This window comes from Ruegeria hyattellae (genome assembly GCF_041537925.1).
Taxonomy (GTDB): Bacteria; Pseudomonadota; Alphaproteobacteria; order Rhodobacterales; family Rhodobacteraceae; genus Ruegeria_C.
In genome coordinates, this window is record NZ_JBGOSH010000010.1 from 85,700 (window position 1) to 106,213 (window position 20,514).

20 protein-coding genes are annotated in these 20,514 nt (G+C 56.7%); 3 read left to right on the forward strand and 17 right to left on the reverse strand.

The features are described 5' to 3' along the window. Window positions 1–78: 78 nt before the first annotated feature. The 14 genes from AB1E33_RS20610 to AB1E33_RS20675 all read right to left on the reverse strand — a co-directional run bounded on the left by AB1E33_RS20610 (window position 79) and on the right by AB1E33_RS20675 (window position 11,784). Complete coding sequence (locus tag AB1E33_RS20610) at window positions 79–1,377, reverse strand: TraB/TrbI/VirB10 family type IV secretion system protein (protein WP_372579132.1); 1,299 nt, start codon at window positions 1,375–1,377, stop codon at window positions 79–81. Continuing rightward, complete coding sequence (locus AB1E33_RS20615; RefSeq protein WP_372579133.1) at window positions 1,377–2,192, reverse strand: TrbG/VirB9 family P-type conjugative transfer protein; 816 nt, start codon at window positions 2,190–2,192, stop codon at window positions 1,377–1,379. Before AB1E33_RS20615 ends, AB1E33_RS20610 begins: the two co-directional genes overlap by 1 nt. Next, the gene (locus AB1E33_RS20620; RefSeq protein ID WP_372579134.1) at window positions 2,192–2,929 is read right to left on the reverse strand and encodes a VirB8 family type IV secretion system protein; all 738 of its coding nucleotides are present in this window, start codon (window positions 2,927–2,929) and stop codon (window positions 2,192–2,194) included. The genes AB1E33_RS20615 and AB1E33_RS20620 overlap by 1 nt, the downstream gene beginning before the upstream one ends. Before the next feature lie 57 nt (window positions 2,930–2,986). After that, a complete protein-coding gene (locus AB1E33_RS20625; RefSeq protein ID WP_372579135.1) occupies window positions 2,987–4,066 on the reverse strand; it encodes a type IV secretion system protein in 1,080 nt (359 codons plus the stop codon). Next, window positions 4,063–4,449 carry a hypothetical protein gene (locus AB1E33_RS20630; protein WP_372579136.1) on the reverse strand — a complete coding sequence of 129 codons (387 nt, stop codon included), beginning with the start codon at window positions 4,447–4,449 and terminating at the stop codon, window positions 4,063–4,065. The genes AB1E33_RS20625 and AB1E33_RS20630 overlap by 4 nt, the downstream gene beginning before the upstream one ends. Beyond that, window positions 4,449–5,207: a type IV secretion system protein gene (locus tag AB1E33_RS20635; protein ID WP_372579137.1), complete on the reverse strand. Its 759-nt coding sequence runs from the start codon at window positions 5,205–5,207 to the stop codon at window positions 4,449–4,451. The genes AB1E33_RS20630 and AB1E33_RS20635 overlap by 1 nt, the downstream gene beginning before the upstream one ends. Before the next feature lie 24 nt (window positions 5,208–5,231). Then, the gene (locus AB1E33_RS20640) at window positions 5,232–5,411 is read right to left on the reverse strand and encodes a hypothetical protein (protein ID WP_372579138.1); all 180 of its coding nucleotides are present in this window, start codon (window positions 5,409–5,411) and stop codon (window positions 5,232–5,234) included. 12 nt (window positions 5,412–5,423) lie between these two features. Further along, the gene (locus AB1E33_RS20645; RefSeq protein WP_372579139.1) at window positions 5,424–7,850 is read right to left on the reverse strand and encodes a VirB4 family type IV secretion/conjugal transfer ATPase; all 2,427 of its coding nucleotides are present in this window, start codon (window positions 7,848–7,850) and stop codon (window positions 5,424–5,426) included. A 1-nt stretch (window position 7,851) separates the two neighbouring features. Further along, window positions 7,852–8,142: a VirB3 family type IV secretion system protein gene (locus AB1E33_RS20650; RefSeq protein WP_372579140.1), complete on the reverse strand. Its 291-nt coding sequence runs from the start codon at window positions 8,140–8,142 to the stop codon at window positions 7,852–7,854. Beyond that, window positions 8,142–8,444, reverse strand: coding sequence for a TrbC/VirB2 family protein (locus AB1E33_RS20655; protein WP_372579141.1), 303 nt, complete (start codon window positions 8,442–8,444; stop codon window positions 8,142–8,144). The genes AB1E33_RS20650 and AB1E33_RS20655 overlap by 1 nt, the downstream gene beginning before the upstream one ends. Before the next feature lie 28 nt (window positions 8,445–8,472). After that, complete coding sequence (locus AB1E33_RS20660) at window positions 8,473–9,156, reverse strand: lytic transglycosylase domain-containing protein (RefSeq protein WP_372579142.1); 684 nt, start codon at window positions 9,154–9,156, stop codon at window positions 8,473–8,475. Further along, window positions 9,146–10,444, reverse strand: a complete 1,299-nt coding sequence (locus AB1E33_RS20665) for a DUF1173 family protein (RefSeq protein WP_372579143.1) — start codon at window positions 10,442–10,444, stop codon at window positions 9,146–9,148. The genes AB1E33_RS20660 and AB1E33_RS20665 overlap by 11 nt, the downstream gene beginning before the upstream one ends. A 428-nt stretch (window positions 10,445–10,872) precedes the next feature. After that, complete coding sequence (locus AB1E33_RS20670) at window positions 10,873–11,280, reverse strand: thermonuclease family protein (RefSeq protein ID WP_372579144.1); 408 nt, start codon at window positions 11,278–11,280, stop codon at window positions 10,873–10,875. 153 nt (window positions 11,281–11,433) lie between these two features. Continuing rightward, entirely contained in the window at window positions 11,434–11,784 is a 351-nt protein-coding gene (locus tag AB1E33_RS20675) for a hypothetical protein (protein ID WP_372579145.1), read from the reverse strand. Between the two features lie 156 nt (window positions 11,785–11,940). On the opposite strand from AB1E33_RS20675, the gene AB1E33_RS20680 reads away from it, so the two are divergent. Beyond that, window positions 11,941–12,660, forward strand: coding sequence for a hypothetical protein (locus tag AB1E33_RS20680; protein ID WP_372579146.1), 720 nt, complete (start codon window positions 11,941–11,943; stop codon window positions 12,658–12,660). Window positions 12,661–12,950: 290 nt separating this feature from the next. Here the strand turns inward: AB1E33_RS20680 and AB1E33_RS20685 are convergent, their stop codons facing one another. After that, a complete protein-coding gene (locus AB1E33_RS20685; RefSeq protein ID WP_372579147.1) occupies window positions 12,951–13,910 on the reverse strand; it encodes an alpha/beta hydrolase in 960 nt (319 codons plus the stop codon). Between the two features lie 11 nt (window positions 13,911–13,921). After that, complete coding sequence (locus AB1E33_RS20690; RefSeq protein WP_372579149.1) at window positions 13,922–15,544, reverse strand: hypothetical protein; 1,623 nt, start codon at window positions 15,542–15,544, stop codon at window positions 13,922–13,924. Window positions 15,545–15,720: 176 nt separating this feature from the next. Here AB1E33_RS20690 and AB1E33_RS20695 point away from each other — a divergent pair, with 176 nt between their 5' ends. Further along, window positions 15,721–16,260 (forward strand): helix-turn-helix transcriptional regulator, encoded by a 540-nt coding sequence (locus tag AB1E33_RS20695; protein WP_372579150.1) that lies wholly within the window; start codon window positions 15,721–15,723, stop codon window positions 16,258–16,260. Window positions 16,261–16,397: 137 nt separating this feature from the next. Here the strand turns inward: AB1E33_RS20695 and AB1E33_RS20700 are convergent, their stop codons facing one another. Further along, window positions 16,398–18,917: a cation:proton antiporter gene (locus tag AB1E33_RS20700; protein ID WP_372579151.1), complete on the reverse strand. Its 2,520-nt coding sequence runs from the start codon at window positions 18,915–18,917 to the stop codon at window positions 16,398–16,400. Window positions 18,918–19,976: 1,059 nt separating this feature from the next. Here AB1E33_RS20700 and AB1E33_RS20705 point away from each other — a divergent pair. Then, complete coding sequence (locus AB1E33_RS20705; protein WP_372579152.1) at window positions 19,977–20,489, forward strand: dihydrofolate reductase family protein; 513 nt, start codon at window positions 19,977–19,979, stop codon at window positions 20,487–20,489. Window positions 20,490–20,514 lie beyond the last annotated feature (25 nt).

Below are 20,514 nucleotides of genomic sequence, written 5' to 3' on the forward strand. Positions count from 1 at the left end.
TAATTTGTGGTATTCGAACATTTCAAACCAATGCGGTCCCAATGCCGTTGAGCTTCGCATTGGATCAACTCAAGTGGATCACAGGTACAGATCCCGCGAGACGAACACGTTGAACTGTTCGCCCTGGTCAATCCAGATCGAGGGTGGGATAGACAGGTACTCCTCAAAGGCATCCTTGCCGGAATTTGCAAACCCATCGGTGCCTTCGGCCACGTCACTGTCATTGATGGTACGATTTCCAAAGCTCGATATTCCGGAGAAGATCGAGATGAAGAACGCCGCTTCGAACTTGAGCCCGAAGTGATGCTGCACGTTTCCGGTCAAACCGGCCCGCCCCAACGCATCGACACCACGCGACCCGATCATGATGGAGCGCTGATCCGGGGTGATCACCCGGTTCCAGGCCACGAGAACCCGGCGCTGGCCCAGCGAGATATCTGACGAATACTCACCGATTATTGTTGACCCACGCGGGATCAGAACTGTTGTTGCATCAGCTGACCAGACATCCCTGCTGACGCGACCGCGCAACTCGCCGGGCAGATCCGATGAGATGGCCGTTTCAAGGATGGCCGGGATCGTGCGCCCCTGCGGCACGAGGCGGTGGACATCTTTCAACTGCGTGGCCCGGGCCGTCTGTACCGAGCGGGAGGCCGCGGCATCGAGGAAGTCATTGCCGCTGCTGTTGTTGTCGTCCGCGCCAGCACCCGGACCACTGCCGCCCAGGCTGTTGGTCAATGGCTGCGCCAGCCGTTCCTCTTCGGCCTTACGGGCCGCTTCCAAGCGCTGCGCTTCCGTGTCGCCATCTGGTGCTGTCTCTGCAGTTTGGCCCGGCTCTGTGATTGGTCTGTTCGCCTGTATCCGCGCGATGAGTTCGCGCTGGCGCCGTTCTGCAGCCAGCCGGTCATCCTCTAGCTTCTTCAGGAAGGCCTCCAACGCCGCCTCTTGCCGTTCTGCCCGTTTTTCCAGAGCCGCGAGGGCTTGCGCATCCAGATCAGCCGCAGGCTCTTGCGGTTCTTCAGGAGCCGGTTCGGGTTCCTGAGCCTGAGCAGCCGCTATCAACTCACGCAACTCCGCCAGTTCAGCCTCCAGCACCGCCACGCGCGGATCTTGCTGCGGCTCAACCGGGGCCAGCGGCTGGGTCGGGACTGTTCCGAACAAGCTGCCGCCCCGACTGCGCGGATCAGGTGTCTGGTTGACCTCGGGAATGATGCCGGCCCGACGACCAGCCTCACCGTCCCCGAGATTGATCCAGAGCGCCGCCCCAATGAACCCGACAAGGGCAAGCCCGCCCAGGATCATAGGCAGGTTGACGCCGCGCTTTTGCTCTTCTTCGGGGTCGATGCGGTCCGACAGGAGTTTGTTTTGCTCAGACATCAGCGGTTCTCCCCACTCCGATTAGAAGCCCGTTGCGATCTGCTTGCTCTTGGGCGGTTCGGGTCTCGGTTCTGATCCGTCTCATAGAGCGGGATGTTGAACACGCAGACCACATAGGGCCCGTCACGCAGCACCAGGCGCGGGTAAACACCGGTCACAACAATGGTGCCGTCAGCCAGATCGGTGGAGTTCACCAAGCGCTCACGGCCATCAGCGCCCATTGCGAAGATCGAGGGGCGTACGCTTTGCTCTCTCAGGCGCAGGTAGGTCTTGCGGCCATCATCAAACGCCACCGCCGGGCGCAACAGCCTGTCACCGCTGGCGCTATATTGGAGATTGGCGGGACGCCCCGTGGTGTTGAATGCCGCCTGGATGTTTCCGGCCTGCCGGGGTCTGTATCCCCGTTTCCGGTCGGGATAGTTGAACCTGTAGAGGAACCCCACCTCTGCTGGAGGACCACCCTTTTTAGCGTGTAGCAGGAACACGTAGGTGCGCAGATTGGTTTCCAGAATGAGGTTGCTGGCCTGCGGGGTGGCGTATCTTGCCTTGATGACAAACCCATCCCGTGCAGTGTTGGGGATGAAGTCCCAGGTCTTGGGGTCGCCACGGACCTCATCAACCATCACCTCGCCCTCTTCCAGCTGGAATGTGGTGGCATAGCCGGTATAGGCGTTGATCTTGTAAACATCGTCAGGATGGTAATTGAGCGTCCGGATACGGGTATCGGTGCGTGTGCCGCGCCCCTGCTGTTCTGCAGAGATCGGGACCGCGCCCACGGCCAGCATCACGGCAGCAGCTAGAATAAAACGAAGCATCAGCCGGCCTCCTCATCCAGGCGGTAATTGGTGACGCAGAAGCCGGTTGGGTTTTCCCAGCGTTCTTCCAGCGTCATGTTTCCGGTGCGGTCGAACTCGTAGCCCATCGTCACCACGAAATTCCGCTCTGAGACGGGTGCGCCTTGTTGCGCCCGCGCGCTTTTTGTCATGCGCAGCGTCGCCGAGTTTCCATTGTGCAGAGTGACAGACCGAATGCGCACATCCACGCGGCCATAGCTGCCATAGATGTTCATAGGGCTGTTGGGGTTTTCCTCGTCATAGAGGGCGGCCAGATCATCAGCCGCCCCGCCGCATGTCTGGCCGTAGACCGCGTTCAGGCGGTCGCGTTGATCATGGGCGTCATAGGTCTCGCGATCGCGGGCGTACTGGAACATCAGCGCTTGGGTGACATATTCGTCATCGTCCAATGTGAGAGTGCCCAGACGCGATTCCACGTTGACCAGGCCGGTATGCTTGTCGACGGTCATGGTGATTGGAACGACCTGCTTTAAAGGCGTCAGACCCATGACCGCTACTACCCCCATGACGCCGATCAGAGCGCCGATCCCGCCGACGACATAGGCCAGCCGCGTTCGACGTCGCATCGAGAGATACAGTTCGTCTTCCCAGTGGTCGTGGCCGTCATGAATGGTGGTTGTATCGGGCAGGGGAGAGCCCTGATACTGCCCGTCAGGATTGAGCGGATCAGGCTTCAAATCTGCTGTGGCCTGTTGCATCTGGTGACTCCTCGTCTGTTGCGGGGCCAGCCCGCCAATGATTTCAATGGGATTTGATCAGCTACCGCGCCGTCGTGCGTCTTCGGCCATGCGTTCGGCCCCGCGCCTGACAGAATCTCGAATGCGCTGGTTATTGGCCTCTGTTGCGGATGGCCTGTCGGCCTCATTCGCTGCATTGGCCCGCTGATTGGAGACATCGCCCAGGTTGTTGCCACCCGACCCGCCACCTGTCAGCCTGCCACCCAAGAGTTTGAGCCCGTGTTCACCGGCCCCTTTGATCTGAGATTCACCAAGGCTTAGTGCCGCACCGCCGATCCGTTGTGCAATCATTGGGCAGACGAGCAGCAATCCGGCTGTGATCCCGCTCATTCCGGCTAATTTGAACATCTCCAACGGTATGTCTGTTCCCGAAGCAACACCCGCTGACACTGCGTCGGCTGTACTTTCAGTTGCAGCGAGCGCGATGCCCATGACACCGAATAGCAAGACCTGGAAAAGAATGAGCATCGTAATCCCACGCACCCATCCATTGAAGATTTCAGCGGAACTGCGGAGATAAGCCCAGACTGCCATCACCGGGAATATGGCAATCAGAATGGCCAAAAGTACTTTGGATGCTACGAGCAGAGCAAGTGCGATGATAATCATCGCCAATATCGCGCCAGCCGCCAACAAGGCAAAGAGGAGCACACCTAGCGCGTCGCCCGCGATGTAGTCCGCCACCCCATATGATCCTATGGCTGTAACGATGTTCCTGAATGCCGTATTTGCAAACTCAGCAAAGGCTGTTGCAATTCCCCCAGCGGCCCCGGTCCCACCGAACTCGCTGATTATTGTATTGCCGACATTGATGGGGAACTGAGTGATGAACGGAAAAATGTATTGGGTCCAAAGGGCGCCGCCGGATACGGCCAAATAGAACAATGAAAATCGGAAAACGAAGGTGATAAAACCATCAAGCGAGAAGCTGCCTCGGTACGCCGCCGTGACCGCCCAGACCGCCAGTGCGGCCCCGGCGAGCAGTGTCAGGAATTGGGCGCTGGGGGTGGCAAGCGCCTGGAACACCTGCTGCGACCCACCGTTGATAATGTTGTCAAAACTCTGATCTGTGCCAACAAGGAAGTCTCTGATGCTCATGACCCATCGTTCCTTTTTCTGAATTTGCGGATGCAGTCTTTCACCGCCCGGTCCGACTGATCGAATGCGTCAGAGGAAAGCCTGTATTGTTCCGAGATTTCCTCGACGGTCATGCCGATCAGGTCATCGTCGATTTCAACTTCTTCTGTGATACGCAGATCCGGCTCTGGCATGGGTTCATCAGCTACAAATGCTGCTTCGCATTTCTCCGCAAATGTGAAGCGGATTTCAGCGGACTTACGTGCCATTGACACGTTCCACGCTTTGCTTAGCCGAGATTTCTCCCGTTTCTCATCAGCCGTCAAAGCCAGCACCGGCTGGCCCGCCGCCAGAGTGGTGGCGACGGTTGCTGCGATGAGGAGGGTGGGGGTGGGGAAGCGCATCAGTTTGATCCTTCAGGTCGGTAGGCCTGGCGCGCGACGATATCCTGACCGCGCAGGCGCTGGTTGACGATTGCGGCGTCTAGCTGGCCTTGTGCGGAGAGGGTCTGCAACAAAGTGGCGAGCATCATGCCATTCTCAATCGCTATGCGGGTGTTCAGATCAATGCTAGCTTTCAGATCATCGGTTGCGGAAATCTGCTCACGATAGCCGTCATACCGCTCCATCGCTTCCCCAGCCCCGGCAAACCCTTCCTCGGCAACGGCGAGGCCAGCGAGGCTCGAACCCGAGAGCAAATCATGTGACTTGGTGGCCGGATCTTCTGCGGCCTGGCCCAACGCCTGCAAACCGCTCAGGGGCTGGAAATCCACTTTCAGCGCTTCCATGTGCCTGCCAAGGCGGTTGTTCACCGAACTCCCTGTCATGGACAGGGTTGAGAGAGACGAGGCCAGTTTGCGCGGGGTGATATCGCCGCTGAACAGGTTGCTGATTGTATCGCGGGCGCCGGTGATGGCATTGTGCGTGGCCCGCGCTTGGCGCAGCTGTTCCTGAAGCTCCTGCAGCTGCAGCAGGGCATTGTCGAGCATCTGGGTGTTCAGACCGACCATTTCGCCGCTGGAACTCAGCAGCGCGATCAGTTCGGCATGTTCGGTCACACTATAGGTTGGCACGCCCTGGGCGCTGGCGGTGTCTGCCGTCCCGACAATTCCAGCCAGTGCAAGGGCAACAACCGCGGCGGTGCTTTTGAGAATGGTCTTCATTGTCTCGTCCTTTCAGGGGTTGGATCAGAGTTTGCCCGCGCTGAGCGGCAGGGTGGTGGCAAGGCCGGTCTGTGGGACCGGCTCTGCATCAGCGATGTTGCAATTGACTTTCAGCTCACGCGGCGGATCGACGACATCACCCGCAATCGTGCAAGCCCCGAGCAGGGGGAGGCCGAAGACAAGGAACAAGCATGTGCGGGTCATTTGGGGGGTCTCCTAAGTGGCTTTGGGGGTCATGAAGGGTTTGAGCCAGCCGTCCTCGCCATGCTCGGCGCGCAGCTGGTCCATCTCGGCAACGCTGTCGCCTGTCGCGGACAGTACGCGATAGAAGGGTTCGGGAAGGTCGAGGCGCGTGGACACCACGGCTGATCCGTCGCCATCGTTGATCAGTGCCAGGCGGGACTTGGGTGGCATCGTTGAAATGGCGCTGAACTCGGCCTCGGTCAGCCGGAATGCACCAACATAAGTCGCATGATCAGCTTTCGGGTTGGGGAAGAAGATGCGGTTTTCCGAGGACTGAATCAAAGTATCCGAGATGGAAGATTTGGCCGCGTCCGAAGGTTCCTGCGTCATGAACACGAGAATGCCATCGAGCTTACGGATGGTTTTGATCCAATCCTTGATACGGGGACCAAACTTTGGGTCGTCAAACAGCGCCCAGGCTTCATCCACCATGATAATCAGCGGCTTGCCTTCAGCCAGTTTGCGTTCGATCCGGTAGAACAGGTAATCCAGCAGCGGCAGGCGAATGTCGGACGCCTTGAGCAGAGCCGTCATGTCAAAGGCGGTGACCGACTGATCGAGGCTGAAACTGTCTTGCGGGTTATCAAACAGCCAGGCGCGGTTTCCAGTGCCGAACCATTTGCTGAGCGCGTCGAGCAGGTGCACTGGCGCGTCGGCATCATCGACAGACCGCAGCGTTGTCACAAAATCCGAGAAGGTGCGCAGCGCCGGATCACCGGCGGCGAGGCGGCGCAGGCCGGTTGCAATGCGGCGCTCCTGTTCCGGGGTCAGCTTCTCAGCACCCGTCAGGCGGTGAATAAAACCTTCGAGCCATTCAATCCCAACCTCATCCGTGGCCACAGCAAACGGGTTGAAGCCGAGGTTCATACCGGATTTGAGCTCAAGATATGTGCCGCCAATGGCCCGGATGAACGTGTCTGAGCCACGGTCTTTGTCGAAGGCGATGAGGTGAGGGTGCTCGGGCAAGCGGTAGCAGCAGGACATCAGGAAGTTTGCCAGTAGCGTTTTCCCTTCACCCGTCGCCCCGAAAATGGCCGTGGTGCCTGGCCCTTTGGATGTGTCGGACCCTTCCCGGTGAAACGAGAACCAGAACGGTGTGCCGGCCAGCGTTCGAAACGCGGCCACGGGCCCGCCCCAGCGCAGCTTTTCCCGCGATCCGGTCGGCCATGAATGAAGGTTTGCAAAATCGGCAAAGTTCTTGTCGGACACAAAGCGCTTTTTGCTGCGCGTCTGATAGGCGAAGTTGCCGGGCAGCTGCGCCCACCAGGCCGCTTCCAACCCGATGTCTTCGCGCCGCGTGCGCAGATCCGCGCCGGTCAGACAGGAATTCACCCGCGTGGCCGCGTCTTCCATTTCGTCACGCGTGTCACCGAGAACAGAAACCGTGAAGTGATGCCGTCCAATGGACATGGCGCGGGAGGCAACCGCATCGCGCGCTTCATTCAGATCCTTTTGCAGCGACTCCGCCTCATCGCCCGCGTCGGCCATGCCTTGTTTGGCGTCACGAATCTTGCCACCACCCGACACGCGGTCCATCGGCGCATAACACTGCGTTGCAATGAACTCGCCGCGCTCACCCAGCAATTCATCGAACATATAGTATTTCGAGCGTTCGGGATAAGCGTTGACCGCAAAGACGGCGGCGAACCGGTCCTTGTCCCTGCCCGGTGACAGGCTTTCGATGTGGTCTTTGCGGAAGGTAATGCGACCGTTTGGCACCGCATCCGCCAGATGCGTCCAGACAGCCGGGGCCTTCTGCCAAATCCCGCTTTGCAGCATCGAGAGGAATGACAAGGTGCGGCTGCGATCCGCCTCTGAACCCGTGAGCCTGCGCGCGCCGAACACCGACAGATCCCGCATCGCCTGTTCTGTGGCCACATGCAGGGCTTTGCGGTTCTTGGCGCGGGCGGCAGTTGCTGCCGGATCTGATGCAGCCGCGCGGAAAGACCGCAACCCTGCATCCAGCAGCCGCTCGCCGCTGGTATAGGGGCGACGAACGATCGTCAGGAAGTGGCGCAGCTGAAACGTCTCGTCCTGGTCCAGCTGGCCTCGATAGTGACGATCCAGGTCTTCAGAGAAGGCGGGACCGTTCACGGGAGGCAACGTGTCGGACAGTTTCACTTCGGTGCGGATGATATGGCTGTAAAACGCCGTCCGATTGTCTTCAAAGCTGGAGGCAAGCCGGGCCAGCGTATCATTGGCAGCCTTGATCGCAGCCTGGTCAGCGGTTTCGTGGATGAACCCGGTGAGTTCCAAGACCGCCACCAGATCACCGTTGCGCGTTGTGAACGTCCCGTCCGGCAGGAAACGCACGAACGGGATATGCGTGGTGGCCGGGACCTCACGCGCGGCGCAGCGCGCAGAGGGCATGGCCTTTTGAATCTCCGGGTGCATATTCATGTCAGTCTCCGGCGTAGGAATTGCCGCCCCAGAAGGGCTTGTTTTTGGTGAACAGCTTGCAATCAGCCATGGTCGCCACGTGATCCGGCAGATACGGATCGACACTCACGATCCAGCGGGCGGCGGCATAAGACGGCGCGATGGCGAGCAACCCCCAGAAGCCCAAAAAGCCTTGGGTCATGATGAACGTCATCAAAGGGATGCTGATCGCCACGATGTGAAACGTCATCGGCATCCCGGCCCGTTCAGAGGGCCGGGTAATCGCCTGAAATATGCGGTTATCGTCGCTCATCAGGCCGCGAAACCTTGAATGGCTTCGGCAATGCCAAACGCACCGTAGAAAATACCCAGCACGACGAGGATCACAAAGAAATGGCCCCATGTGACCGGGACGCGCGGGCTGGCGGCCGAGATACCGGCCAGCGCAATGGCGGCACCACCAAGCAGAATACCGTTGGCGCCCGTCACAAAGGTGCGGATCTGAGTTAGGATGGACACCGGCGCATCAAACAGCGATTGCGCCATGGCCGGGTTGCTGAGTGCCATGAACGCCAGCAATGTCAGCACTGCGACGTTTTGAGGGTTACGCTTCATTTAAGATAGTCTCCTTGGACTGGGGTGTTCAGGCGTCGGGCGGAAGCCCGGCCCCTTCGAGAACGGTTGCGACGTAAAGGGTGGTTTCCGAATAGGGCGGGACGCCCTCATAGCGTTCGACGGCTTTGGGTCCGGCGTTGTAAGCGGCCAGTGCCAGCCGCCACGTTCCGAATTTCAGGAACATGGCCTTGAGATACCGCGCTCCGCCATCGAGGTTCTGGACCGGGTCATGCGGATCAACACCAAGCGCGGCGGCGGTGGGTGGCATCAGTTGCGCCAATCCCAGCGCGCCTTTGGGGCTGACCGCATTAGCGTTCCAGCGGCTTTCCTGATGAACCAGCGCATGAAACAGCGGCACCGGAACGCCGTGGCGTTTGGCGGCACGCTCGGCTTCATCAGCCCATTCACCTTTGCTGCGCGGGCTTGCTTTTACGGATGCAACCTGTTCAGCATTGCCCCCATCCTCATATTTGAGGCAAACCATTGCACCTGCCCGGAATGACGGTTCCAGGCAGGTGCGGGCGGGGGCGGTCACACACAGCAAGCGCCCTCCACTCAACAGCGGGCCATCACGGCCCGCACAAATTGCGGCCTCGTCGTTCTGCGCCTGAGCAGACGATGCGAAGACCAATCCGGAAAAAGCCGCCACAAAAGCACTCAGCATCATTGCTTTATGGTCGCGGCCAAACACTTGAAGCTGTTCATTCCTCATCGGGCGAAACCTCGTTGACTGATTTGATGGGTGTGGTCGTCGGGGCTTCGACCGCGCCCCCCTCCGGTATCCGTGAGTGGAGGCTGGAGGGGGACGCGCCGCGATCCGGGAACGGGCTCATCGGCCCATCATCAAACCAGCACCAGCTCACATACCGGCTTTCTTCAGAGCCTTTGGTGAGCAGTGCCAGCGCACCGGCATCGTCGGGATTGTCGGCAACGAACAGGGCTATTGGATCTGCGGTATCCAGCAGCACCGCCGATGCGATCGGCGCATCGGCTGGCAGGTTGAACCGCAATTGCTTCTGGAAAGCGCGGTACTGTTCGGTCAACGCATTCAGCACGTCCAGTTCGCGCAGGCCCTCGAACGGAATCCAGTTCTCCGTCACCAGCATCATGCCGATTTCATGCAGAACCGGGTAACCCGCCTTGGCGATAAGAAAGCTGGCGATCAGGATGGCATGGCCAGACCCCATCGCTTCGAGAAAGCGCAGCTGATCCCCGAACACGTTCTCGAACTTCTTTGCCAGATCCGCGTCCGCGAAGAACGCGCAGTCGGGGGCATGTTTGAAGGTGAACCGCGCGCCATGCGCCGTGCGTTCCATGCCCTTGTATTCCGCGACCACAAGACCGAACGGTGTTGCACCGCGCCCCACCGGTCGCAGGTTGGCAAAGATCCGGTTCCGTCTGGCCGCTATCTCTGCCTTGTCGCCGGGCTTGAAGTATTCCGGGACATAGAGAATGCGGGACAGGTCCTGGCCTTTGACGATCTTTGCGGCTGCAGCCCGGCGCAGGGCGTAATGGATCACGCCCCAGAACCGCTTTCCGTCCATCTTGGGGTACCACTTGCCTAGATCCGCCTCATGCCAGAGGAAGTGCAGTACAGAGGTGATCGTCAGCTTGCGCGGGGCGATCTTGGCCTCGGTCGCTTTGCCACCGGTCATTTCCGGGGCCGTCCGGCCCTCGCTGTTCTTCCGCAGTGGAAAGCCGAGTTTGAGCGTGGTTGTGCCGTCGTCAGGATCTTCAGTGATGGCTGACGCCTGAACCTGCGCCAGTCCCGATAGTTCTTCAGGTGGTAGGAAGGACGGGCATTCAATCGCGTGATCCGGCCCGGTTCCGGGCATCCGTTTGACGATGAACCTGCCAGCGGTCGCCGCGATATACATTTCCGGGGTGGGCATCCGGCATCGGCATTCAACGCGCGTGCCAGCGCTATGCGCAGCCGTCAGGACGCGTTGTCCCTGTTCGCTATCGACCGCTAGCTGATTGCCATTCAGGAACAGGGTCATTGGGCGCCCACCCGAACAATACGGCGGACCGCTAAGACGGTCACGCAGTGTCGATCCAACCTGAGTTCGATGGCATTGAAGGTCACGGCGATCATTTTCTGCCTTTCGGAAAATAGGTCAGTAATATTTACATAATAGGCATTATCGAGCAGTTTGCCGCGACGCTGAGCACACAGGTTTGGACGCCCGAACACCGCTCAGACGTCGCTATTGCGTCGCGGAGTCAGAACCATTGACTCCGGCGCATTTGCTGTCCTTTTTAGGAGCAGCATCGGGGTTGCTGTGTGCTTCATCGTTCCGGTTAGCTCTTGATGTTTGAGGAATGCCCTGGGCTTGGGCGTTTCTGGCCCTGTCGGTTGTTGGCGCAACCGACAGGACCGTTTCTTGCTCGATTAGTTTCCTTCCTCTTGCTGCATTCTATTCTCCGTTCACATGCACCAGGACCGGTGCTTGCCACCGTCATAGGGTCGCGCAAGACCTTCTGAAATCAGGATGGTTCCGACGTCCTGCCCATCCACGCGCCCGACCGCCAGAAAACGGTCATGCAAGTCCAGTTCTGGTTCTATGATCAACTTGATTTGGCCAGCGGTTTCGATGAGCTCTGCCAGCCGAGCTTTCGTTTTAAAGCCCAGAGCCTTTTCAGCGTCACATTGTGGCCGGAAGGTCTCAGGCGTATCGAAGCCCATGAGACGATACCGGTCATCACCATGGTCGATGGTGTCGCCGTCAATGGCAAAAACCTCTGTGGCACTCAGAACCTTAGCAGTGTAGCCAAGGTGTTGCTTTGCGGTCAGTAGACCAGCCAATACCGCGCAGGACAGAAGGAGTTTGTTCATCCGCCCTGCCCTCCTTGCTGAAGGAGAAAGGCAGACCCTGCGGCAACGGGGCGATGGACATCATCGGGTGTGCCCCCTGCCCCGTGCCGGGCCGGGCAAGCAGTACTAGAACAGTTTCTAAGGCAAGTGGCACGGTTCAGGCTTCGAATAGAGTTAGGGCTGAGTGTCCATGGCCAGAACTGCTTCGAGTTGTTTGGGTGAAACTGACTCGATGGAGAAATCCGGCTTAAGGCACAGGAACCGACCATCACCGAATTCTTGGTGGTGATTGATGAGGCCGGGCCAAAGAACAAGCTCGCGTGGGACGGCACCTGTCCTTGAGATCCTCGATTTACAAAGCGCACCAACGTAATCTGGTGACGTGTAAATGCAGTGATATTTTGGCCGGTCATGGGACGCAAATCCGATGAGTTCGTAGCGGCACGTAAAGGGAACGTTATCTTCCAGAAAGCCCCGGACCATATCAATGGTTACCACGGTGTACTGTCTCTTATTGTCCGCCATGGCGATCCCCCTTGGACCGCCTTCTACACCCAAAATTTGTGATGGAAAACTTATGTTGTGTCAATCTAATAAATTGCGCAGATACCTTAATATGGGAAGAGACTGGAAAAACATGTCAATACTGATAGTGTGCAGCAATATATGAAAGGAGACACGATGAGACACTTGACACCCATGATTAGAAGCTTGTTTGCGGTTGGTACGCTCGCAGTCGCAAGTGTGCCCGCCACTGAGGTCAAAGCCTATCCCATCGACTGTGCAATCTTCTTATGTATAGCCGGTGGATGGCCGAACGATCCCGACTGCAACGCGGCAAGGGCGGAGTTCATTCGTCGCATCACGCCCATGCCGGTTGAACCACCATTGCAACTTTGGCGCTGTCCGATGGGCGCGGCCTTGGGCACTTCCAATCTCACACCGATGCAACGGCTGGAAGCATTCAGGGAAGTCAGTGCCACGCCACTCCCTGAACTGCCCCAAGAAGAGCAAGAACCCTCGGTAGTTATCGAAGCATCATTTGCCTTAGAGTCTTGGACCAACCTCGGACCCGACTCCCCTGCCCTACCCGCGCCAACACTTGCAAACGTTGATTTATCATCTGCAGATTTTGATGTTATTCGCTCGATCCGTGTTTGGGATGTTCGTCACTACAGCTACAGGGTCCGTGAACGTGAGGGCCCTTGCACAACCCGCTTGGACATGGCCGTCGGAACCTACGACGAAAACGCCAACTTCCACTGGTCGGATCGCGCTCCGGGCCCCCGTCCTGATTGGCTGCCCCTGAACAAGGATAGGTGCCCGACCTATTTCCGTGGTGTTGGCGTCGAGTGGTCAGACATATTTGCGAACTACGATTATGAACTGGTCCGTTATTAGGCGACACAAGCTATAGAGGATGCGATCGTGGCTGGTCTGTTTATGGGCGCTCGCTTGACAGATCCGAGGCAACCGCGCGTGGTCAGTCCTGGCGGCTACTTCCGTGGCATGGTCCAAGCCGGTGAAAAGGGCGAACTGAACGCTATTTCTAGCTTTACGGGCCTCATGGCGCGCAGAGCGAGAGAGGAAGAAGAGGCTATTCTACAAACTGGCCTGCTGGGGTAGATTCCGGTAGGGGCAGAATCGTATCATATGCTTTGGAGAATCTGCGTTGCGGAAACAGACCCCAATCATGCGGCGGAAAGGCCTCTACTTGCATGGGCTTCAAAGAAACCGCTAATCTTCTGCAAAACGAATGAACGGATATCTGGACCTGCACGCAACAGATCGTGTCGTGCATCAGAGATGAGATGGTATGAACCGTTTGACCATGACCGCATCCGGGCTTCGATAGCGGCCAGTTCTACTAGACAATCATGTTCTGCACCAAAAGCTATGCTTGGAGTAATCGGCGCTGGTTGCTTGGCAAGGTATTTTGTTTCTCTGAGGGCTTGTTGTAGCCAACCAATGGTCGGGCCTCCGATCCAGTGCTGATCAACCTCTCGGTTCACGTGTTGAAGATGCGCAAACATTTCCTCATCACCGGTGATTTCGTTCTCTTCGAAGGACCATTCCAGGGTTTCATTTTTTCCATTTTTACCGGGGGCATAACGATGCCCGAAACCCAGAGTCCGCGCTGCGAAAGTAACAGGTGGTGCGATGAGGTGTAAGATCGCGGACAGCTGAATACCCCACATCGGGGAAGTGAAAGCTGCTGCTGCGAACGGGATACCCTCGATGATGCTGCGCAAGCCGACGCAACCGCCCATCGAATTGCCTAGAAGGAAAAATGGCCGCGGCAAGCTTAGGTCTGAGGCGGCGGCCATCATCGCAGTGACATCGTATTGGTAATCTGTGAAGCGGTGCACGTGTCCGGCTCTTTTGTCATTGATGACACGGTCCGATAAGCCCAGTCCCCGGAACTCTAGAACACAGACACTGAAACCTTGTGCACAAAGTTCGGAGATGGCATGTCCCTGCTTTTCAATGAAGTCAGCGCGTCCGGGTAAGAGGAAAACGGTGCCTTTTTCGGGGCAGGCTTCCGTCCAAACACCAATACGCAGATTAACGCCGTCTTGCGAGGCGATTTGATATGCTTGGCCGTTTGCGGGCGCTAAGGCCAAATGGGTGTTAAGGTCTAAGTTTTTCAAGATTTTGGCTTTCAACGTCTGGGGGAAGTACTAGGCGGTAACTGCGTAGTTGTCGGATGGAACCGCAGGCTTGGTGTGATAAGTTGCCAAGCTCCGACGATCAAGCTGAGCAAAACCAGCAACGAGAAACCTTGAAAAACACCCACTAGGCCGAAGGTCATTATCATCGCGGTAGGTACAGCTGTCAAAGACAAATGGGACACGAGTAGCGGCTGTTTGGCTGCCTCCACCGCCAGCTTGACGCGGTAGATACCAAGGTAGGCCACAGACGTTATGGTGAACAGGAACATGAAACTGGTTTGTGCTGCAAGCTGGCGGTCCCCAAGCCAGTTCCAGGACTGTTCCGCATATCCAAAGCCGGATAGGATGTCCCTCGTAAACCACGTCGTAATATTTGGAGCGTCAGTATCCAAGTAAAGTACGCTGACCTTGATGACCATCGACATGAGAACGCCGCAAATGACGCTCCTGTAAAGTGCGATGATCAAGGCTTGTGCGGCAGCGCGACTTTCGCCATAGCGGCTTGTGTTGTCGTGGGATTTGTCCTTTTCGTGGATCTCCGAAAGGTCGTGGGCTGCTATATAGAGCAAGAGCAAAGAAGAGAAGCAGAGCCAGTAGATTGTACCAATGTACAGACCAGCAAACAGCGAGATGCCGACCACTAAGCGTTCGGGAGCCAATTCGATAGGATTGGTTGTGACCCTTATCCAGTTCGGCGCGACGACCGCATTAGGCCCATCGAGTATCGGTTGCAAGTAGTTGCCGTACCACTGGAGCCCGAAAATGACGACTATGCTGACGATAAGGACAGCGTAGAATGCCATCCTGAATGTTGATACACGGTACTCCCATGCGCTGAAGCCCGGTATACTGGCGAATGAGTCGCGGTATTGAAGCCACGCGATGACCGCCTTTGATGTGACGATCAGATAGATTGGGACAAGAACGATTTTTTCGATTGTCCAAGTCGGTGAGTGATAGAAACCGACCTGCTTGTTTATCCCTTCGGCCGCTTTATAGGTGATATCGCCCACGCCAAGGATGGCCGCGACAAGGGCCAATACAGACCAAGCCGCCCACACCATGATCAGTAGATAGATGCTATTGTTACCCGTCAGCATTGCACTGACGCCTGTGGCAAGTCTGGAGCGCCGATAGGTGTTGGCTGGGTGAGGTGCTACGGCTCTTTTTTCATCGGAGTCCTGCGAACCATCAGACTTTTCTGTTACTGAATTGAGTACAGAGACAGGCTTGCGCCGATTGCTGGGTTGGCGCGTCGCTTTCCTTTTTGCCATCAGCCGCCTTTGCCCAGCGGTCAGCTCAGAGCGCCACGCTGTTGTGGCTTCGGTATCATCAGCACCGAACACCCGGGCCAACAAATTGATGCTCGGAGCGCTTATTCCTTTGTCATTATCTTCGAACCAGTGCTGTACGGCACGAAGGTCAGCGCCAGCCTTGTTTGTCTCAATCTCAGAGAGAGCAGCCGCAAGCGATTGTGGCGTCCAGGTTCCGATCGGCAAACCATCGCCACCTATCGGCAAACCTACGCCGATCTCCGTCGCGTACTTGAACAGCTCCTTAAAGTCGCTGCCATTTTTCGGCGGGAAGACAATATTTCTTTCTATAATTTTCAATTGCTTGGCTGATTTGCTCTCACATCTTCTCGTCTGATCTCGTTCCGTTTCGTGGCATTGTCAAGCAGCTGTGGCAATCAACCAGTAAGATAGCACGGCGAAATGATTTCTTGTGCTTTCAACAACCATTAGCTGAACGCCAGCAAGTACAAACAAAGCGCCCGAGGACAACAAACATGCAAATTTCAGTTATCGGGCAGAGTACCCTAGATTTTCACCAACCCGGCGAAGCCAAGTTGCAAGAAATCTGCGACAGATTTCCGGCAGAGCCTTTGTCTGGGGACGAACGAGATGTCTTGATAATGCTAGCGGCTGGTTTGTCTCCGCAGAGCATCGTCCGCCAAGTTGGCTTTTCCTCCGGCCTGGTCGACATACTTTCGGACTCCATTATGTCCAAGTTCAGAAGCAACACGATTGAGCAGGCTGTCGGGCGCGCTGTGAGTGTTGGAACACTACAGTGGACCGACTTCTTCGCAAATCCGGTGTTAGAAGTCGTCGATCGGGATCAGCGTGTTCTACTTGGTGGGATAGTGCACTGGACCCGCAATAACTATGAGATAATTTCCTTTGATTGGGGTCGGCAGGTTTGGGACCTTACTAGCTTTGTTCCGGTCGAAGCGGTGACCTTGTCACGACGGTTTCAAATTTCTGTCGAAGCCGTAAATGCCGCATTTGATAAAGATGCTTATCGAAAAGTCTGGATTCGAAACCTATGAGTGCATTTTGGCGGCTTTCGATCAAAATTTCTTCGGCCGCTCAAGATTGAAAGTAAGGATCAACTGCCAGCTCGTGGACGTGGCAGTTCACTAGGTGTTTGATCCTAGGATTTGTATGGTGTCCAAAAGCCTAACTCTCAATCAGGAGCGTCTGTGGGCTTGTCCAGTGCCAACAGGGCCGGGTCGATCATACGGTTTTCCGCGCTCTTTCGGACAGACTCTCGCATAGCTTTGCTTCGCCGTATTAAGCGACGAAAACGGACTTCGTCGAGCGTCAGTAAGGTCGAAGGCGCCAAGGCTCGCACTTCGACATGGCGGGGTCGCTTCATTAGCATCGCCAGTTGACCGAACATTTCGCCGCGCCCCAGCCGCGATGAATGTCCCGCGAATTCCACTTCGACCGCCCCGGATGCAATGAAAAAGACGCTCCGAGCCGGATCATCTTTTGATATGATGATATCCCCTGCATTGGCATGACGTGTGCGCAGAGCCCTGCAGAGCTTTCTTAGCGAAGCTTTGTCGAGATCCGAGAACAGCGGAAATTGCCTGACAAGGTCCCGCCCCTTGAGGGCAATGTCCAACGCCGGACGCCCTTGCGAAAGACCTCGTCGTACCGCCACTTCCTGCATCAACACCGTATAGAGTTCTTCGCCCACCAGCCCGTCTTCTCGCATGATCGCGTATTCACGCTCTTCCAGTCGTAACGCCGTACGTCGGATGAACCGCCGCTCCAGTTCTTCGGCATAGCCTGGATATTGTAGACGCAGTCCTTCAAGCGCCGTCTCGATGGCCTCAAGCCGACGCGCCAGCAGATCATCAAGCAATTCCGCGACTCGGCGGCCATGAATCCTGCGAATGCGACCTCGGACAAATCCATCGAGATCTCGCAGGACGAGACGTTGCGTGAGCAATCGTTCAAACCGATCTGCCGTAAGGCGTTTGAGCGGTCGCGAGAATCGTAGGCGATTGTGCAGAAAAACCGCAATCCGAAATGATCTGCCGTAAACAACCGTACGGCTAGACACGCGCTGATAGCCGATACGACCGCCGGTGCGGGCACCCTCAATGAGCCGATCGGCGTCGGATAGAACCTTTTCACTCAGAGCCGATGACAGGGTGCGTTCTCGCATCCGCGCCAGAATTGAATCCCGCTCAGCCCCAGCTAGCGCGATCAATCCAAGGGTGATCCGGTCACGATCCAGTATCTGAGTGCTGTCTTCAGCCGCCTTCACAGCTTCGTCGAGGCGCTCACCAAACTGTTTTGCTTCGGATCGGACGATATCATGGGTCAAATTGTAATTGTCTGCAGTGCGGGACACGTCTTCGCGTACGGTTTGCAAAGCGACTGCTACCACTTGGCGCGACAAGGCGACATCAAGTGGAGAAAGCTTGTCGAGCCCCAATTTTGCGATCACCATGCGCAAGGTCGTCCCCTGAACAGTCAGGGTAAAGAGCGTGAAACCGGTCGCTAAGATTCCTACTAAGCGCTTGGTCTCGAGCGGGATGTGCGAACTTTCGGTGACAGCGAGCGCCAAGGCAAGTGTGACGGCTCCACGCAGCCCTCCCCAAAGAATGGCAGTGCGATACGGCCGGTCTACGGCTGGCGACAGACCGATTACCGTGAGAAAAGGCAGCAACCCAAACAATATGACCGCGCGCGCGAAGGTGGCAGCCAGAACCACCACACAGAGCAGGCCGATGTCAGATGGTCGCACTTCCTCCAGCAATCTTGGTATCAGCAAGGCGGCAAGGATGAAGATCAGCGCTCCAGCCCAATGTGCCAGCAGATCCCACACCTCTTGCAGATTGGTCCAGGCGGTGGGTGACAGACGACCGGGGCCGGTGAGGTTGAGCGTGAGACCTGCGGTTACCACGGCGACCACTCCTGAAGCCCCAACGCTCTGTTCTGCAACGATATAGGAGAGATAGGGTAGGCCAACCGAAACGGAGATCTGCGCCGCCTCCCATCGATCAACGACTGCCATTACCCAAACTGCCATACGCGCTGTGAGCCAGCCGGTGACAGCACCACCCGCGATCAGCAGCGGAAATCGCCCCAAGGCGTCGCCAAGTTCTGGGTCGGGCCTGCCGAGCAAAACAAAGCCCATAAAGAGTCCAAACAACGCCACTGCTGCAGCATCATTGAGCAGGCTTTCGCCTTCAATGATCCGCGACAATCGGCGCGGAGCTGAGATCGACCGGAAAATGCTAACAACCGCCGAGGGATCAGTTGTCGAAACAATTGCGCCGATCAGCAAGCACGCTGCCAGTGGAAGCATACTAACCCAGCTCAGCGCAAAGCCGATGGCAAGTGTTGCCGCAACCACTGCCACAACGGCCATCACTAAGATGGGCACCCAGTCATCCAGCATTCTGCGCAAGTTCATGCCAAGCGTCGCCTGAAAGAGCAACGTTGGCAGGAAGACGTAAAGAAACACGTTGGACCGAATTGGCAGGTCGATGATCGCTCTCGCCACTGGGTTCAGCGCATCCGTCAGATCAGTGTTGAGAAAATAGGTCGCCGCTAGACCAATCACTATCCCAAGAAGGGCAAGGACTACGCTGTAGGGCAATCGCATCCGAGCAGCCAGTGGCTCCGCCACGCCAATCACGACAAAAAGAGAAGCAATGATGGTCGTGATGACGACGATATCCATCAATCCGTCTTAGCCGAGAATCCTGGGCAATGTAATCAATCCTTATTTCGGTCGTGTTGACCACCTGGGATCTACCGGGGGGCGCAAATTCAGATCCCTCCCCGTCATTGCGCAACTTGATGCCTGTGCTGTCAATGAGCAGGTCTACAGGTTGGGTAGTCAGCTTTGTAAGGCGAACAGTTCCAGCATTGCATTGGGCACACTTACCCAACGTACTGAACAAACAGTCGAAAGCCGGAGGTCATTATGCGAGGAAATCGTTTCTTTCGGATCATGTTGGCAATCTCGACGCTATCAAAGCCGGCGGACGCGTTCGGAAACGATGTGAAACCGCACATGTGTCGGACACGGCGTTTGATAGAACGTTAGCTTGTTTCACGATGTCAATTAGGTGTTTGGGCCTGATCGTCTGCGCTTTGGCCGAACAACCGAACCGTTTGAGGAGCTTGTTTACCTCATGTTTTTCTGCGGCATGGGACCTTCTTTTGTCGATAACGATCTTGTCTCGGATTCCATTTGACGACAGAGATTTGCCAGTTAACTGGTTGCCGCAGGCGTATTTCATCGTTCAGGAAGCATGAAATCAAGTGTATTTCCCGCATTGTCTACCCCTCGATAGAGTTACATCCATTTGCTGCGAACCGTACTTAGGTCTCGTCCATTCTCCTGGGCTTCTGTGTCGGGCGCTTCTTCGACTGCGCGCGCGGAGACCATCGGCGAATAATCGTAACCCATCTGCTGAGAGTGGCGTGGTTCAGGGCTTGCAAGATACCGGGCTGACAGCACACAACAGACAGATGCTCAATCAGGACCACACGACTAAGCACCTGACGAGGCCTCAGCCTGGACAACGCAATCGTACCAGATAGCCAAATGCCACTATGGCGTCTGACGGGTTTCACAGATTGACGGCGCCGCCTTTGCAGTGGTAAATCCGTCCCCCAACTCCGGAGTGCCCAGCCGATGATCCTGAAAACCTGATCCGATCAGTCCGCCGCAGCGGGCCTATCACTTGCCTTTCAACCCCGGGAATACACCATGCAACCGATAGTCTATGACGTGGCGGTATCCGCCGATGGCTTCATTGCGGGGCTCGGCAATGACGTTTCCGCATTTCCAAATACAGAGCAGGTCGTCAAAGACTATCTCGCACGGCTCTCAACCTACAAGACGGTCTTGATGGGTCGCGCAACCTATGAATTCGGCTACAGTTTTGGCTTGAAGCCGGGAGAAAACCCTTACCCAAACGCGGCCTCATACGTCATCTCACAAAACATCGACCTGCCCAAGGACGCCACCGTGGCCGTTTGCTCGGGGTTGAACGACGCCTGGCTGACGGAGTTACGAAACAGCAGCCCCTCCACGGTCTACCTGTGCGGCGGCGGAATCCTGGCAACATCGCTCTTGAAGCTTGGACATTTGCAAGGATTGCGGTTGAAACGCGCGCCCATCATATTGGGCAGCGGTATTCCCTTGTTCGCTCCGTTTCAACAACAGCTCAAACTGAAGCTGACTTACCAAACCGACTATGGTGACGGATACTTGTTTCAGGAGTTCGACGTTTTGACGTGAGCAAAGCGCCGGGTCCGCACGCGAC